Origin of the sequence: Shewanella sp. (assembly GCF_013214165.1) — a bacterium.
GTDB lineage: Bacteria > Pseudomonadota > Gammaproteobacteria > Enterobacterales > Shewanellaceae > Shewanella.
In genome coordinates this window covers 1-15,838 of the sequence record NZ_JABSSM010000040.1, presented here as the reverse complement: position 1 = coordinate 15,838, position 15,838 = coordinate 1, and the positions used below count along the sequence as shown (strand labels likewise).

At 46.3% G+C, this 15,838-nt stretch carries 14 protein-coding genes; 10 read left to right on the top strand and 4 right to left on the bottom strand.

The features are described from left to right. Positions 1–27: 27 nt before the first annotated feature. From sspA to HRU42_RS12705, 9 genes are all read left to right on the top strand, one after another. The gene (sspA, locus tag HRU42_RS12745; RefSeq protein WP_295031685.1) at positions 28–657 is read left to right on the top strand and encodes a stringent starvation protein SspA; all 630 of its coding nucleotides are present in this window, start codon (positions 28–30) and stop codon (positions 655–657) included. Further along, positions 657–1,175: a ClpXP protease specificity-enhancing factor gene (locus tag HRU42_RS12740; RefSeq protein ID WP_295031683.1), complete on the top strand. Its 519-nt coding sequence runs from the start codon at positions 657–659 to the stop codon at positions 1,173–1,175. Before sspA ends, HRU42_RS12740 begins: the two co-directional genes overlap by 1 nt. A gap of 104 nt (positions 1,176–1,279) precedes the next feature. Beyond that, positions 1,280–1,870, top strand: coding sequence for an aminodeoxychorismate/anthranilate synthase component II (locus HRU42_RS12735; RefSeq protein WP_295031681.1), 591 nt, complete (start codon positions 1,280–1,282; stop codon positions 1,868–1,870). 139 nt (positions 1,871–2,009) lie between these two features. After that, positions 2,010–4,499, top strand: coding sequence for a prolyl oligopeptidase family serine peptidase (locus HRU42_RS12730; RefSeq protein WP_295031679.1), 2,490 nt, complete (start codon positions 2,010–2,012; stop codon positions 4,497–4,499). Between the two features lie 208 nt (positions 4,500–4,707). Then, the gene (locus HRU42_RS12725) at positions 4,708–5,850 is read left to right on the top strand and encodes an HDOD domain-containing protein (RefSeq protein ID WP_295031677.1); all 1,143 of its coding nucleotides are present in this window, start codon (positions 4,708–4,710) and stop codon (positions 5,848–5,850) included. Positions 5,851–6,300: 450 nt separating this feature from the next. Beyond that, positions 6,301–7,518, top strand: coding sequence for an aspartate aminotransferase family protein (locus HRU42_RS12720; RefSeq protein WP_295031675.1), 1,218 nt, complete (start codon positions 6,301–6,303; stop codon positions 7,516–7,518). Between the two features lie 149 nt (positions 7,519–7,667). Next, complete coding sequence (astA, locus tag HRU42_RS12715; protein WP_295031673.1) at positions 7,668–8,687, top strand: arginine N-succinyltransferase; 1,020 nt, start codon at positions 7,668–7,670, stop codon at positions 8,685–8,687. A 9-nt stretch (positions 8,688–8,696) separates the two neighbouring features. After that, on the top strand, positions 8,697–10,157 hold the full coding sequence (astD, locus tag HRU42_RS12710) for a succinylglutamate-semialdehyde dehydrogenase (RefSeq protein WP_295031671.1): 1,461 nt from the start codon (positions 8,697–8,699) through the stop codon (positions 10,155–10,157). A gap of 176 nt (positions 10,158–10,333) precedes the next feature. Continuing rightward, positions 10,334–11,131 carry a DUF1338 domain-containing protein gene (locus HRU42_RS12705; protein WP_295031669.1) on the top strand — a complete coding sequence of 266 codons (798 nt, stop codon included), beginning with the start codon at positions 10,334–10,336 and terminating at the stop codon, positions 11,129–11,131. Between the two features lie 70 nt (positions 11,132–11,201). Here HRU42_RS12705 and HRU42_RS12700 read toward each other — a convergent pair whose 3' ends face one another. From HRU42_RS12700 to crp, 4 genes are all read right to left on the bottom strand, one after another. Beyond that, positions 11,202–12,530: an ATP-binding protein gene (locus HRU42_RS12700; RefSeq protein WP_295031667.1), complete on the bottom strand. Its 1,329-nt coding sequence runs from the start codon at positions 12,528–12,530 to the stop codon at positions 11,202–11,204. Continuing rightward, a complete protein-coding gene (locus HRU42_RS12695; RefSeq protein ID WP_295031665.1) occupies positions 12,527–13,201 on the bottom strand; it encodes a response regulator transcription factor in 675 nt (224 codons plus the stop codon). The genes HRU42_RS12700 and HRU42_RS12695 overlap by 4 nt, the downstream gene beginning before the upstream one ends. A 31-nt stretch (positions 13,202–13,232) precedes the next feature. After that, positions 13,233–13,571 (bottom strand): hypothetical protein, encoded by a 339-nt coding sequence (locus tag HRU42_RS12690; protein ID WP_295031663.1) that lies wholly within the window; start codon positions 13,569–13,571, stop codon positions 13,233–13,235. 82 nt (positions 13,572–13,653) lie between these two features. Further along, positions 13,654–14,289, bottom strand: coding sequence for a cAMP-activated global transcriptional regulator CRP (crp, locus tag HRU42_RS12685; protein WP_295031661.1), 636 nt, complete (start codon positions 14,287–14,289; stop codon positions 13,654–13,656). Between the two features lie 493 nt (positions 14,290–14,782). Between crp and HRU42_RS12680 the strand changes: the two genes are divergently transcribed. Next, complete coding sequence (locus HRU42_RS12680) at positions 14,783–15,535, top strand: sel1 repeat family protein (RefSeq protein WP_295031659.1); 753 nt, start codon at positions 14,783–14,785, stop codon at positions 15,533–15,535. Positions 15,536–15,838 lie beyond the last annotated feature (303 nt).

Below are 15,838 nucleotides of genomic sequence, written 5' to 3'. Positions count from 1 at the left end.
TTTGCCTTATAAATTCGGAGGGTATCAATGGCTGTTGCTGCCAACAAACGCTCAATCATGACCCTGTATTCAGGTGCTGACGATCTCTATAGTCACCAAGTTCGTATCGTCTTGGCTGAGAAAGGAGTCACTGTCGATGTGCTGGAGGCGGATCCAAGTGAGATGCCTGAAGATCTGATCGAGCTAAACCCATACAATACAGTACCTACTCTGGTCGATCGTGAATTAGTACTTTATAACTCACGTATCATCATGGAGTATCTGGATGAGCGTTTCCCACATCCACCTCTCATGCCTGTATACCCGGTCTCTCGTGGTCAGACTCGTCTGATGATGCACAGAATCGAAAATGACTGGTATTCGCTAGTCGATCGTATCAGAAGTGGCGATCGTGCCGATGCGGCTCGTAAAGAGTTGCAGGAAAGCTTAACTGCAATTGCACCGGTATTTACCGAGATGCCTTACTTCATGGCAGAAGAGTTCGGCCTGGCCGATTGTTATTTGGGCCCACTATTATGGCGCCTGCCTGTACTGGGTATCGAACTCGATAACCGTGCGGCTAAAGAAGTAAAAGCTTATATGACACGTCTATTCGATCGTGAATCATTTAAAGCTTCGCTTACAGAGACCGAGCGCGAAATGCGCATGGGTATCTAATGAAGCCTATGACACCAAATCGGCCATACTTGTTACAAGCATATTATGATTGGTTGATGGACAATGATCTTACCCCACATGTCGTCGTTGACGCGTTTGTGCCTGGGACTCAGGTTCCACAACAATATGTGAAAGATGGTCAGATTGTTCTCAATATAACATCGACAGCTGTGAGTAACTTGCAGATAGGTCACGATTTTATTGAGTTTAATGCTCGCTTTGGTGGTGTTCCTCAGCAAGTTATCTTGCCTATGGCTGCGATAGTAGCCATATATGCGAGAGAGAATGGTGCCGGGACTGTCTTCGATATGGAAGATGCTTATCAAGTCGAGGCTGAGGCTGAAGCTGCTGGTCTCTCTGTGGTGAAGCCTGAACAAGCAAAATTAACTGATACCAAGCGCGAGTTATCGTCTGTCGAGTCTTCATCAAGTGAGACTCCTGCGGTCGACTCTGCCTCAGTTAAAACGTCGCCAGACCCAGAGTCTAAGCGTCGAGGTCATCTGACACTTGTTAAGTAATGCTTACAGATGAATCACTAAAGCCAGTCATATGACTGGCTTTTTTATTATTTGAGCCTGTGATAGCATCTGCGCCGGCGTTCATTGTTAGGAAAACCTGTTCCATGTTGTTGATGATCGATAACTACGATTCTTTTACTTTTAATCTAGTGCAGTACTTTCAGCAGCTAGGTCAAGAGATCTTGGTTAAGCGTAACGATGAGATCACCTTGGAAGAGATAGAGACGTTACAACCTGCATATTTGGTTATCTCTCCGGGGCCGTGTACACCGAATGAAGCGGGGATATCTCTTGCTGCTATCGAGCATTTTGCGGGAAAACTGCCCATCTTGGGGGTTTGTCTTGGCCATCAGGCTATCGCTCAGGTATTCGGTGCCAAGGTTATTCGGGCTCAGCGAGTCATGCATGGTAAGACGAGTCTGATTAACCATACTAATACCCGTCTGTTTTCCTCCCTGAACGAACCACTCACAGTGACACGTTATCACTCATTGATTGTTGACACTATACCCACGGATTTCTTCTTAGATGCCTGGTTCGATGATCCCGTGCATGGAAGAGAGATCATGGCTATGAGTCATAAAAGCCTGCCTATATTGGGTGTGCAGTTTCACCCTGAATCTGTGCTCACCGAGCAGGGACTGGAGCTATTACAGAATTTCCTCGATCTAGGTACTCAAAGCAAGACTTGTTAGCTCGTTACAAGTTTTCTTAAAAATCTTAACTAATCCTTATCCCTTTTGTGATATAAATATTCGCAAAATAATATCAATGACCAAGTATGGCTTGCTAAAGTGGCGAGTCAGGATCATTGAGATAACAGAAGGAAGGATAATGACAGGTTTGCTGCGAAATTCAGCTCTTAGTGTACTCACCATGGCTAGTTTAAGTGGTTGTGCGGTATCAGACTCTAACTCTAATATTCAGTCTCTTGCCCAAGTGAATCAAGCCTTGGTCAGTCCGGCTCTTGCCACACCTCCTAAAGTCGATGAGCTACTCACTCTGAAGCAGATCATGGCAGATCCTGATTGGATGGGGCTGCTCGCCAAGGGAGCTTATTGGAGTGATGATAGCCAGTCAGTGTATTTTGCCCGTCAAGCACATGCTTCACCTATCAGAGACTATTACAATCAAGGCGTGGATCAAGCCCTTGCTTCCCAGTTATCGCTAAATCAGCTTCATGTTGCGGATCAGCAAGATGGCGTTTTTGACAGTGAGACAAGGCGTAAAGCCTATATCTATCAAGGTAACCTGTTCGTTAAGGAGCTGGCCTCGGGAAAAATCTCTCAGTTAACCAGGCAGAACACTCACGTCGATGGAGTGCGCTTCCTCGATGGTGGCGACCTGGCTTTCTGGCAAGGGACACAGATATTTCGCATTCATCAAGACAGCGGAATGTTGGAGCAAATTGCTAACATTAACATGGCGCCTGAGCCAAAAGGCGTGCAACAGCCTGAGACCTTTATCGCCAAGCAGCAGCATAGGTTGATTCAATACGTTGCTCTGCAGCAAGATAAGGCCCAAAAGAAGCAAGCATACAAGGAAGCGCTCAACAAGGTCGACCCAAGCATGGCATCTAAGACCTGGTACTTAGGCGACCAGGAAGTCGTGTCCTACTTAAGCCTTTCTCCCGATGGGCGCTATGTGCTCTTGTCTCTGATCGACAAGGACTACAGCTGGCGAAGCGAGCACGACATCATGCCTAATTATCTAGGTAAAGCCGGGTATGTGGACGCTGTCCCGGCAAGATCGCGTGTCGCAGAGGATAATCCTCCGGGAGAGAGATTGGTGTTGTTGGATCTGGACACTCACATTAAGCAAGACATTACCATCGAAGGGTTAACCGGTTTCGATGCAGACGTACTGGCTAACGTAAAGCGCGAAAATGCTGAGGCGAAAGGTGAGTCTTATAAGAGTGAGCAGACGCCGCGCAAGATCCAGTTGATGCAAGACTGGGGCTGGTCACAGAGTGCGGTCCAGTGGCAGAGTTCGGGTAATGGTGTTGCTATCATGCTCGAAGCCATCGATAATAAAGACAGGTGGATTGCTAGCCTTGATATGGGTAAAGGCTCATTGAAGACGGAGCACAGACTTCATGACAATGCCTGGGTCAATTATACCTTCAATCAGTTTGCTTGGGTCACGGGTACAGATTCTCTTTATTATCTATCGGAAGAGACGGGTTACTCTCATATTTATCTAAAACAGCAAGGGAAGGAAGCCGAACCTCTAACTCAGGGTGAGTTTGTGGTTAGCAGTGTCACCTTAGGCCCCAAGGCCGAGTTTATCTATTACAAGGCGAATAAGGCGCATCCTGGCATAGATAATGTTTATCGTGTCAATATTGCCACGGGTAAAGATGAGCAGCTGACTCAGTGGGATGGCCAGCTCGATTATAAACTTAGCCCCGACGGCAATAGCCTGTTGCTCAATGCTTCTCGTCGCACCGAACCCGCTGAGCTGTTTGTAAGAGTGATTGGTGGCGATCGTAAGCAGTTAACTCATTATACCAGCGAGGCATTTAAGAATTATCCTTGGCAGGCTCCCGAAGTGGTTGCCGTCCCTTCCAGCCATGGAGCGGGTGATGTATATGCCCGTGTATATCTGCCACAAGGTTATGATAAGTCTCGAGCTGAAAAGTACCCAGCGGTGATTTTCAATCACGGTGCCGGATATTTGCAAAATGCCCACTACGGATTTTCCGGTTATTTTCGAGAGTTTATGTTCCATAACCTGCTCACTCAGCAAGGTTATGTGGTAATGGATATGGATTTTCGCGGTTCTAAAGGTTATGGCCGTGATTGGCGTACCGCGGTTTATCGCAACATGGGTTACCCCGAAGTGGAAGATAATAAAGATGGTGTGAGCTGGATGGTGGCCAATACCCATGTTGATGTGGGCAGAGTAGGAACCTATGGCGGCTCTTATGGTGGCTTCTTGACATTTATGGCCATGTTCAATGAGCCGGAATTATTCCAAGCTGGTGCAGCGCTGCGACCTGTGACCGATTGGGCTCACTATAATGCGGCCTACACGTCAAATATCTTAAATACGCCAGACGTCGATGCCATTGCCTATGAACGTAGCTCTCCCATTGAGCACGCTCAAGGCCTGGAGAAGCCGCTGCTGATCATGTCAGGTGTACTCGATGACAATGTCTTCTTCCAGGATAGCGTACGTCTAGTGCAACGTTTGATTGAACTTGAGAAGCCCATGTTTGAAACGGCTATCTATCCGGTGGAGCCCCATGGCTTCAAACAGCCATCGAGCTGGCTAGATGAGTACCGCCGTATCTATAAGCTATTCGAGCAAGAACTTAAATAATCTTAACTAGCATCATTTTACCGGCCTCTTCTTTGAGGCCGTTTTTTTATGTGGCACTAATTAAGTGTTTGGTAACTAGCCAAGATTAACGGCTTATTGGCAAAGCTAAATGTATTGAAATACAGTTACTTCTCTGTAACTTATGCTAAATTAATTAGATTTATGTTAAGTTTTAACTATATGGTTTTTTGTGAGGAAGTAGCTAAACGTGGCGATATCGGTAGCCGGTGGTGTGAGGCCAGGAATAATTATTGAGATTGAACAACGTTTGTATCACCAACTCATTGTCGGTAAACAGCAATCGAACTCCATGTTTGATGAGCTCGATGCCGAGCTTGAAAATGATGCCAACAAATTGGCTATCGAGAGAGAGGCGGTTTTTAAGCGGTTAGCTAAGCAGAACCAGACGAAGCTGGTTTTTGATGCGGTATCGGCACAACTTATCAATACGGTTATTAATGCGGTAGAGCATAGGCTTTGCTCTCCTGAACACTTGTTAAAGCATTCAGGCATCAATGAAAATCAGTTGTTGATGTTAGAGCTGTTGCAAGGTGAAAACGTCGATATTAATCGACTCACCTCCTTGATCCAAGGGCTGTCATGGTTAGTTCGAGATCTCATTCATTTGGTGAACAGTGCCTCATTTCGTCATCATCGCCTCCAGCAATCGGATGTCAAAGTCACCGATATTAAGTTAGTGGTTAACTTTATCGGCATCGAAAATATTAAGCTACTGATCCCTTATTTTTGTATTAGACATTGGTTACCTAGCGGTCATGCCAACTTACTCTGGACCACTCGTAAGCTGTGGCGCTACTCGGTCGTGAGTGCTATTGCCGCTCAGGCCTTGGCAAAATTACACCAGCAAGACGGCTCCTTTGTCTATACCTGTACCTTACTCAGTCAGCTTGGCCCTTCTGTGGTGCTGAAAAATAGCGCTAAGCTGTTTGAACAGATTTGGGTAACCTGGCAAAGAGAGGCCAGTGGCTGTAGGGATAGAGACGTGTACGATGCGGTTGTGGCAACTGAGTTCCCTGCAGAGAGCGTCTACGACCTAGTGCTGAAACATGGCAGTAAGCTCAATTGGCAGCTGCTTCATCATCTCGATTTCAAAGACAGTGCCATGACTAAAGTCTTAGCCGAGCTAGATAATAATTTGAGTTATAAAGATCTTTCCGAGGATGCAGCCATGGTTGCCCGAGCCAATTGCTACGCTAAGGTGGTCTTATTGGAAGAGTTGCGTCAAATTGAGCCTCGAGAGAAGCGGATGATGTTTGACTATTACGAGTTATCTGAGCAAGAGGTCATTCGCCTCCAGGGACAGAATTACAAGAAGCTCAACATCATCTAGCACCGAGTCAAATTCTGCTAATGTTGAGCAAATCACCGTTCCAGAGGTATTTCTTCAGTATCTTACTGCCAAGCGTTATCCGCTAACTATGAGTGAGTCATTTATAATCAATATGCAATTACCTGACTGTTAAATGCAGTTATGGTTCGGTTAACTATGCGTTTATGGTGAATAATTAGCTGTTTCGGGCGCTAATAACTTTTTTTATGACTAGTTATGCTGTAAACCCCCGCTATAAACGCTTGTATAATTCTTAAAGGCCAATCTTTATGCATTAAATATGTGAAGCTCGTCTATGATGAATGTAAGAAACTGGTATTTTGATCACATTTTCGCTATTAATGACTCTTAAGCAATGTAAACCTGTACCGCCAGTCAGAGTTTTCTAATGATAATAAGGCGGCAATAGTGGCTTACAGAGCCATTAACGATAATAAAGGATGAGAAGGTATGAGCGTCAACAACACACTGACAAGAGCCCAATTTGATGAAGTCATGGTGCCTAACTATGCGCCCTCGGCAGTTATCCCTGTCCGCGGTGAAGGCAGCCGAGTCTGGGATCAAGAAGGTAGAGAGTTCATCGATTTTGCTGGCGGTATTGCCGTTAACTGCCTAGGCCACTGTCATCCAGCCCTTGTTGGTGCATTGAAAGAGCAAGGTGAAAAGATTTGGCATCTATCTAATGTCATGACTAACGAGCCTGCACTGGAACTCGCGACTAAGTTAGTTAATGCGACCTTTGCCGATCAGGTATATTTCGCCAACTCAGGTGCAGAAGCGAACGAAGCGGCTTTAAAACTTGTTCGACGTTATGCCATGGATAAGTTTGGCGCACAGAAAGACCAGATCATCGCCTTTGACAAGGCATTCCACGGTCGTACGTTCTTCACTGTCAGTGTCGGTGGTCAGGCCGCGTATTCAGATGGCTTTGGTCCTAAGCCGCAGGGCATTACTCACGTACCATTCAACGACATTGCGGCGCTAGAAGCGGTTATCTCAGATAAGACCTGCGCCATCATGATGGAGCCTCTTCAAGGAGAAGGTGGGATCGTAGACGCGGATCCAGAATTCCTAACAGCCGTACGTGCCCTGTGTGATAAGCACAATGCACTGCTGGTATTCGATGAAGTGCAAACGGGTGTTGGCCGTTTAGGTGAGTTATACGCCTATATGCGTGGTGACGTGGTACCTGATGTATTGACCACGGCGAAAGCCTTAGGTGGCGGTTTCCCCATCGCGGCTATGCTGACCACTAAAGAGATTGCCGCTCATCTTAAGATAGGCACTCATGGTTCTACCTATGGTGGCAATCCGCTGGCTTGTGCTGTCGCTAATGCGGTTTTGGATGTGGTTAACACTCCGGAAGTATTGGCAGGCGTTAAAATGCGTGAGCAGTTACTGCGTGATGGACTAACGAAGATAAACGACAAGTACGAGGTGTTCACCGAAGTGCGTGGTCAAGGTCTACTGCTCGGTGCCGTACTCAATGATAAATACCAGGGACGTGCCAAAGACTTCTTGGTAGCCGCTACTGCAGAAGGTTTGATGAGCCTGATTGCTGGCGTAAATGTTATTCGTTTCACTCCTTCATTAGTCATTCCTGAGGCAGATATCGCCGAAGGTCTTGCGCGTTTTGAACGTGCAGTTGCTAATGTAGTTGCAGGCTAATTAACTGAATGAGCGAGGGGTATTATATCTCTCGCTTTTTGGTCATTGGCAATACTTGAACCTTAGCCGTTAGCTGCTTGTCTTAATAGATACTCATGCTAAAGATACGTAAGCGGTTGAGAGACGAGCAAGAGCGAGGAGACACAGAGATGTTAATCATACGTCCTATCCGATCTAGCGACTTTGAAGCGCTTTATCAAATAGCCGAAGAATCCGGTCATGGTTTTACTTCCTTGCCTGTTAACGAAGATCTACTCAGGAGCAAGATTGCTCGTGTAGAGGCTTCGTTTCAAAAGCAGGTCGATAAACCTTTCGATGAAGGTTACCTGATGGTACTCGAAGATACTGAGTCTGGCGAAGTCGTCGGCACTTGTGGTCTCGAGGCTGCTGTTGGCATGGAAGATGCGTTTTACCACTATCGTTTAGGCACTGAGGTGTATCACTCCGAGCAGATCGACGTGAGAAACGAGGTGGAAACCTTAACCTTATGCCACGACTATACCGGTGCTGCCGAGCTATGTACCCTGTTCCTGCGTGATAGCTATCGTAAAAATAACAATGGCAGAATGTTGTCCCGTAGCCGCTTCCTATTCTTAGCCCAGCACGCAGATCGCTTCGGCGATACTGTGATCGCCGAGATGCGCGGAGAAAGTGATGAGGCGGGGAACTCTCCCTTCTATGACTGGCTGCAGAAGCACTTCCTAGGCATAGATTTTGTCGAGGCCGATTATCTTTCTGGACTGGGGCAGAAAGCCTTCATGGCTGAGATGATGCCTAAAAATGCCGTGTATGTGTGCTTGTTACCCGAAGAAGCGCAGAAGGTGATCGGTGAGGTGCATGCCAGCACCCGTCCGGCGCTAAATCTGCTTCAGGCTGAAGGTTTCAGATGTCGTGGTTATGTGGATATTTTTGACGGCGGACCCACGGTCGAGTGTAACTTGGCTGATATTCGTTCGGTAAGAGAAAGCCGCTTACTGACGATCACGATTGGCGATGCTCCAGAATCTGATTTCAGTTTTATCATATCAAATACTCAATTAGCGAATTACCGAGCCACCTCGGCTAAGCTTCTGCTCACAGAAGATAGCGATGTGGTTACTGTTTCACCCGAACTCGCAGCAGGATTATTGCTGTCAGAGGGTGAGCAGATCCGTGTATTGGCTATGTAGGAAGAAATAATGACTCAATTTATTAAAGGCCAATGGGTTGCAGGCTTAGGTCACGACGTGACATCTAAAAACCCAGCAAACAATGAAGTTATCTGGAGCAGTAAAACTGCGACTCCAGAGCAAGTTAATACCGCAGTCGATGCCGCGCGTGATGCTCAGTTCGATTGGTTTATGTTAGGTTTCGATGCTCGTCTTGCCATTGTAGAGGCTTATCGCACTCAACTTGAAGAGCACAAGGCCGAAATCGCCGAAGTTATCGCCCAGGAGACTGGCAAGCCTCAGTGGGAAACTGCTACCGAAGCGGGTGCCATGATAGGTAAGATAGGGCTTTCAGTCGCCGCTTATCACAAACGAACCGGTTATACTGAGAGTGATATCCCGGCAGGACGCGCGGTACTGCGTCACAAGCCTCACGGTGTGGTGGCGGTATTTGGTCCATATAACTTCCCTGGCCATCTGCCAAACGGTCATATCGTTCCTGCGCTACTCGCGGGTAATACTGTGATCTTTAAGCCATCGGAACTCACTCCCAAAGTTGCCGAGCTTATGCTCAAGCTATGGGAAAAAGCCGGACTGCCTGTTGGCGTGATTAATCTGGTTCAAGGCGAAATTGAAACGGGTAAAGCGTTAGCCGCTCATCCACAGATCGATGGTCTGTTCTTTACCGGTAGTTCACGTACTGGACATATCTTGCACCAGCAGTATGCCGGTGAACCTGGCAAAATTTTAGCGCTGGAGATGGGGGGAAATAATCCGCTTATCGTTAAAGGTGTTGAAAATACCAAGGCAGCTGTACACGACATCATTCAGTCTGCCTATATCTCATCGGGTCAACGTTGTACCTGTGCACGTCGTCTGTATGTAGAGAAAGGCGCACAAGGTGATGCCTTACTCGAACAGCTCACTAGTGCAGTTAAGCAGATTAAAGTGGCTGCCTGGAACGCGCAGCCACAGCCATTCATGGGATCTATGATCTCAGAAATTGCCGCTAAAGGCATGGTTGAAGCTCAGCGTAACTTGCTTAACTTAGGTGGCGAGTCTCTGGTGGAACTTACTCGTCTAGAAGCTGGTACTGGTCTAGTGTCTCCGGGTTTGATCGATGTTACTAACGTCATCGAGCTGCCGGATGAAGAGTATTTCGGTCCGCTGCTACAAGTGGTCCGTTACAGCGATTTCGATGAGGCTATCAAGTTAGCTAACAACACTCGTTATGGTCTGTCTGCGGGGATTCTTGCCGATAGCCGTGAGGATTATGATTATTTCCTAGCACGTATTCGTGCTGGTATCGTTAACTGGAATAAGCAGATAACCGGTGCTTCCGGTGCTGCACCATTCGGTGGTGTTGGCGCTTCGGGGAACCACAGAGCGAGCGCATTTTATGCGGCCGACTACTGTTCTTACCCCGTTTCCTCGGTGGAGGCCGATGTTGTCAGTCTCCCTGCTAACTTGAGTCCAGGCTTGAGTCTCTAAGTTTATAATGAAACGATGGGAAACACCTTGAAAGTGTTTCCCTTTTTTATGTACAGAAATGTTTGACAGGCCAGAGCGCTATTCTCTCGCTGTACTTATATCGTGATAGGAACAAGACCAGAACCCAAGCCTAGCTCTTGGTGGCTGGAGACACGATGCCGTTAAGGAAGAAATTGATGCACACAGATATTAACCAGCTATTTGACAACCTTTGGAATGACTATATTGAGATGACGCCTTCGGCAGAGCCCGTTCGTCAACTGCTTTCTAAAGGTGAGGCCATCATCAACGATCACATTGCCCTACGTACCTTTAATATTGAGAAGGTGAACTTAAAGGTATTGGCGGCTCACTTCGAGTCTCTGGGTTATGTCGACTCGGGTGATTATCATTTCGAGGCTAAAAACCTCAAAGCTAAGCATTTTGAACATCCGGATGCGACGCAGCCTAAGGTGTTTATCTCTGAATTATTAGTCGAAGAATTTAGCCCTGAGCTACAAGACACCATCAAGGGTTTGGTTGAGCAGATTGATGTGGCAGCGACTAAGGCCGATGACTTCCTTTATTCAGGACGTCACTGGCAGCTGGACTCCAAGACCTACGAGGCTTTACTTGCCGAGAGTGAGTATGCTGCCTGGGTGGCTGCTTTTGGTTATAGAGCTAACCATTTCACAATATCGATCAACCACTTGCCTGGATACAGCAATATCCTAGATGTGAATGAGACCCTTAAACAAGGGGATTTTGTGTTAAATTCAGCCGGCGGTGAAGTGAAAGGCTCTGCCGAGGTGCTACTGGAGCAATCTTCGACTATGGCTGACCGTATCTCTGTTAGCTTTACAGACGCCGAGAAAGAGATCCCCAGCTGTTTTTATGAATTTGCACTGCGTTACCCTAAAGCTGATGGAAGTATTTATACTGGCTTTGTGGCAGCTTCTGCGGATAAGATTTTCGAGAGTACTAACGTAAGCTAGACGATATTTTGCTAATTAGGCAGATATTCAGGCAAGTGTAGTCGTTAAAAAGTCGGAACTGAGTTCCGGCTTATCCTTTAAAGCGTAAGCAAATTTTTAAGCCGCCTAAGTCGCTACGGGCGAACGTCAGCTTAATCTTATATTGCTCGGCTATGTCTTTTACGATAGAGAGTCCAAGGCCATGTCCTATGGTCGCCTCGTCTAACCGTCTGCCACGGTTCGTGAGTAGCTTAAGCTCTTCACTGGCGACGCCAGACCCATCGTCCTCGATGATCAGAATTATAGCCTCTTCTTCTAGCTTGGCGCGAATATCTACTCGGTCATTGGCCCATTTATGTGCATTATCGAGCAGATTGCCAATCAGCTCCATACCATCTTCCCTGTGCAGAGGTAATCGAGTGATGTGCTCAGGAATGTCGATATTACAGAGCAGACGTTTATTAAAGTGAACCTTGCTGAGTGTATTACATAAATCTTCAATATCTTTAGGTAGCTGCATCTGGGCTGCGGGCAACATATCTCCGGTGATCCTGGCCGCAGCTAGCTTACGCTCAATCATCTTATGCACCAGATCGAGCTGATTCTGCAGTGCTATTGCGGTATCTGGATCTTTCAGTCCCAGGGCCTCAACTTGTTGTTGCATCACGGCTAATGGGGTTTTAAGACCATGACTTAGATTACCTATGTTGTTGCGACTGCGTTCGATCTGTTTCCTGGAATATTCGAGAAGATCATTATATGTAGCAGCCAGATCTTGCAGTTCGGGGGGGATATTCCTGACTTCTAATGAGGTGATCTCCCCCTCTCTGAGCTTAGACAGGGCTTGTTGAATCTGGTTGATCGGTTTGAAAGACTGCCTGAGTACCAGAAAAATACCGGCTATCATGGTGAGTAACATGGCTAAGTTAACCCCTAGCTTACTACCATATATTTGGGTGAAAATTTTACGTCCTATGCTCAGGTCTTGGGCGACAGTTAGGGTTGCATCGACATTGAGTGAATCTGAGCTTAATCCCAGTGACAGCAGCTGAATATCATGATTTTGTGGTCCCTTAGATTGCCATACCCGGCTTTCACCTTTCTCTAAGAGTTTGATATTTAACTTCTGATCCCATAAAGAACGGGAGCGAATTTCTTGCTCCGGCAAGTTTAATTGGTAATAACGTCCAGAAAAAACTGGCTTATAAAATCCTGAAAGTTGATTTTGATCTATGGTGAGTTCGTTATTATTAAGCTGAGTTGCCAACTGGACTTGTTCTAAATCTTCCTGCAGTCTGGCAATGATCGAGTCGTGAAATGCTTGTCTTAGCATAGTCTCGAATAAGGCTATGCCTATGGCTGTTGCAATGATGACTAAACCCGTTAACCAGAGGCTGAGTTTAGTGCGGATTGACATCATTCTCTTATGCCGTGGAAGATATATCCTTGTCCACGACGAGTCTCGATAGCAGTTTTACCCAATTTCTTACGCAGATGAGTCACATAGACTTCGACAACATTACTCTCTTTCTCGTCATCGAATTGATAGAGTTTATCGGTGAGCTGAGATTTAGACAGCAGCTTCTTAGGTGACATCAAGAATATTTTAAGTAACCTAAATTCCATCGCTGTCAGCTCAAAACTCTTACCTTCGACCGATACCGATTGTTGATTTTCATCGAGAACGACGCCGGAAAAGCTTAATTCTTTTGTGGGTAAGCTGGCTTTTCCATGAGCACGCTGAATGAGGGCATGTATGCGTGCGAGTAATTCTTGAGTATGGAAAGGTTTCCCCAGGTAGTCATCGGCTCCAGCGTTAAAGCCTTCGACCTTCTCATGCCATTGGCTGCGGGCCGTGAGCATGATGACAGGGGTCATGATCCCTTCATTACGCCAGCGTTCCAGTAGTTCTAGACCATTACCGTCGGGCAGGCCAATGTCTAGTATCACGCAATCGTAATTGGTTTCTTTTAAGAGATAATCCGCTTCAGCGGCCTTGTCTGTCACGTCGGTGACGTATCCGGCGAGTTTCAGTTGTTTCTCAAGTTCTTCTACGAGTAGTGCATTATCTTCAACGAGCAGTAGTTTCATATTAACCTGTCACTTCGCTAATGGTGTATTGCTAGTCTTCAAAAGCGCTACAGCCAGTTGGCAATGATTTGTTAGGATTGGGCTGTCCAGTGCTTGCATCCAGACTCAGATCTATGATTTGGCCACGTTGAGCCTTAATTTGCAAATCATAACGCCATTTTCCTTGCTCTTGATAGAGATGGGCATCGACGAGCTTGCCGTAGCAGATGTATTTTATCTTGGAGAGGGTGACATCCAATGATAGGATTTTACCTGCACTGACTAAATGTTTTGCCTGATAATGTTCAAGTTCGACCAGGGGCGAGCCATGGACGGATACAGGCGCATAGGTCGCAAGAGCGAACAGGAGGATGAACAGTGCCCTTGTCATTAATATTTCTCCTAAAAAAAGTGGCCTGAGATTAACTCAGGCCACTTTATCGAAGCTGTCTTAAATCTAACTTAATGTTAGCTTAGCGGGTACCGTAAACGACGATAGTTTTACCGTGAGCCTGGATCAGGCTTTGCTCTTCGAGCATTTTTAATATTCGACCCACAGTCTCACGAGAACAACCCACAATCTGACCTATCTCTTGGCGAGTGATCTTGATCTGCATGCCATCGGGATGAGTCATGGCATCTGGCTGCTTGGCCAGATGAAGTAAAGTTTGCGCAATTCTTCCAGCAACGTCTAAGAAAGCTAGGTCGCCCACTTTTTGGCTAGTGCTGTGCAATCGGAAGGCCATCTGTGAAGAAAGCTTCATCAGAATTTCAGGATTAACCTGGATCAGTTGCTTAAACTTTTTGTAAGATATCTCAGCAATTTCACATGGCTGCTTAGCGCGAACCCAAGCAGTACGCTGAGATTGGTCTTCAAACAAACCAAGCTCGCCGATGAAGTCACCTTGATTGAGGTAAGAGAGGATCATCTCTTTACCTTCTTCATCCTTGATCAAAACGGCTACGGAGCCTTTAAGGATATAGTAAAGGGTGTCAGATTCTTCACCAGCGTGGATCAAGGTGCTTTTGGCTGGATACTTATGAATGTGACAGTGTGATAAAAACCATTCCAAAGTGGGATCTGGTTTTGGCTTACCAATAAGAGCCATGCCTATGTTCCTCGACTGTTTGATTTGAATATAAGAATCTTCATTAATAAGCAGTCTACGCTAGTTTATTCTGTAAAACTTCGATAAAGGTCTAACTTTAGGATAAATGAATCTTCGTCATTTACTTACAATATTCATTCATTCTGATACGTCAGAGATTTATGTCAATTCGTTGCATCTAAATGCGCAGTGACGGGCTCGAGCCGAGTAGAAAACGCCATAATTTCTGTTCGATATTGAAGCTATGGTTAGGCAAAAGGCCCTATAGCGTCCACTAAAATTGCATTTTTCTCGACTTTAGTGAGTAAATCTGGCTAAACTCGATGAAAAGAATATTTGACCCATCATGGTCATGGGTGGTTCCATCTCTATTATTGAGCCGATTATACACAGTGGTAGCAAGATTAGGTCTTTTAGACATGTTCAAACGAGTGACACAGGATAGGAGTTGTAAGTGAAATATCATCCGTTATTTTTAGGCGCTGGTCTTAGTTTGACACTAATTTTTACATTAGTGACGAGCACTGCCGCGAATGCATTTTCAATTCCTCAGCCCAAAACTGCCGTTGCGGCGAGTAAAGTGGCTCATATCCAACTAAAAGCGACTCAAGGTAAGCAAGAGGCGCAGTTTTTACTCGGTCTTATGTACTTGTCTGGTCGTTTCGTCTCTCAAGACCATCTGCAAGGCGTAAAGTGGATTTCAGCGGCTGCGGAGCAGGGACACGCTAAGGCGCAACAAACATTAGCAGACCTTTCATTCGAAGGTAATATAATCGAGCGTGATCTGATCACTGCCGAACGTTGGTATTTGTCGCTGAGTGAGCAAGGTAATAAATGGGCTCAATTTAGACTGGGATTCATCTATGCCGCAGGCGGCGAAGGGGTTGAGCGTAACTGTGGTAAAGCCGTTGACCGCTTCAACTCGGTTGGAGATGAAGTCTCTCTAGGAAATGTCGCCTGGATACTCGCGACTTGCCCGGAAGCTAAATACCGCAATGGAGACAAGGCGCTCGAACTTGCTCGCAGCCTAGTCGCATCTGATCGCCAAGATCCCACTAATTTAGATAACTTGGCTGCAGCCTATGCCGAAACAGGCGACTACAACTCTGCCGTAGAGACTCAGCAAAAAGCCATTGATGCGCTTAAAAGCTCTAAGATGGTAAATCGCTCCGATGAGTTCGAGCAAAGACTACAAAGCTATCAGCAGAATAAACCTTTCCGTGAAATTGTTCCCTTGATGAATTAACTGATTAAGCTAAGGCGAGGGCCTTGGGCCTATTGCTTCGCGGACGGCTACGCCTACTCGACAGGCTACGCCTTGCTGGGAAAAGACAAATCACCCATATCAAATCACCTCAGCTGCAATGTATAGCCAGCTTGCTGGCATCGTCTTTGCCTTACCTGCAGCGCGTCATCTGAGTTTTAAGATCTTTTTAGACAGGAATAGCCAGCACACCCAAGGAAACAAGCAGATCAAGCATAGACGTGGAATTTACTTTTGACAGTGGAGATTGGAATAGCCAGCACACCCAAGGAAACAAGCAGATCA

What these genes read in the sequence shown, in the direction of transcription:
- sspA (WP_295031685.1), top strand. Translation starts at nt 28, where the DNA reads ATGGCTGTTGCTGCCAACAAACGCTCAATCATGACCCTGTATTCAGGT.
- HRU42_RS12740 (WP_295031683.1), top strand. Translation starts at nt 657, where the DNA reads ATGAAGCCTATGACACCAAATCGGCCATACTTGTTACAAGCATATTAT.
- HRU42_RS12735 (WP_295031681.1), top strand. Translation starts at nt 1,280, where the DNA reads ATGTTGTTGATGATCGATAACTACGATTCTTTTACTTTTAATCTAGTG.
- HRU42_RS12730 (WP_295031679.1), top strand. Translation starts at nt 2,010, where the DNA reads ATGACAGGTTTGCTGCGAAATTCAGCTCTTAGTGTACTCACCATGGCT.
- HRU42_RS12720 (WP_295031675.1), top strand. Translation starts at nt 6,301, where the DNA reads ATGAGCGTCAACAACACACTGACAAGAGCCCAATTTGATGAAGTCATG.
- astA (WP_295031673.1), top strand. Translation starts at nt 7,668, where the DNA reads ATGTTAATCATACGTCCTATCCGATCTAGCGACTTTGAAGCGCTTTAT.
- astD (WP_295031671.1), top strand. Translation starts at nt 8,697, where the DNA reads ATGACTCAATTTATTAAAGGCCAATGGGTTGCAGGCTTAGGTCACGAC.
- HRU42_RS12705 (WP_295031669.1), top strand. Translation starts at nt 10,334, where the DNA reads ATGCACACAGATATTAACCAGCTATTTGACAACCTTTGGAATGACTAT.
- HRU42_RS12700 (WP_295031667.1), bottom strand. Translation starts at nt 12,530, where the DNA reads ATGATGTCAATCCGCACTAAACTCAGCCTCTGGTTAACGGGTTTAGTC.
- HRU42_RS12695 (WP_295031665.1), bottom strand. Translation starts at nt 13,201, where the DNA reads ATGAAACTACTGCTCGTTGAAGATAATGCACTACTCGTAGAAGAACTT.
- HRU42_RS12690 (WP_295031663.1), bottom strand. Translation starts at nt 13,571, where the DNA reads ATGACAAGGGCACTGTTCATCCTCCTGTTCGCTCTTGCGACCTATGCG.
- crp (WP_295031661.1), bottom strand. Translation starts at nt 14,289, where the DNA reads ATGGCTCTTATTGGTAAGCCAAAACCAGATCCCACTTTGGAATGGTTT.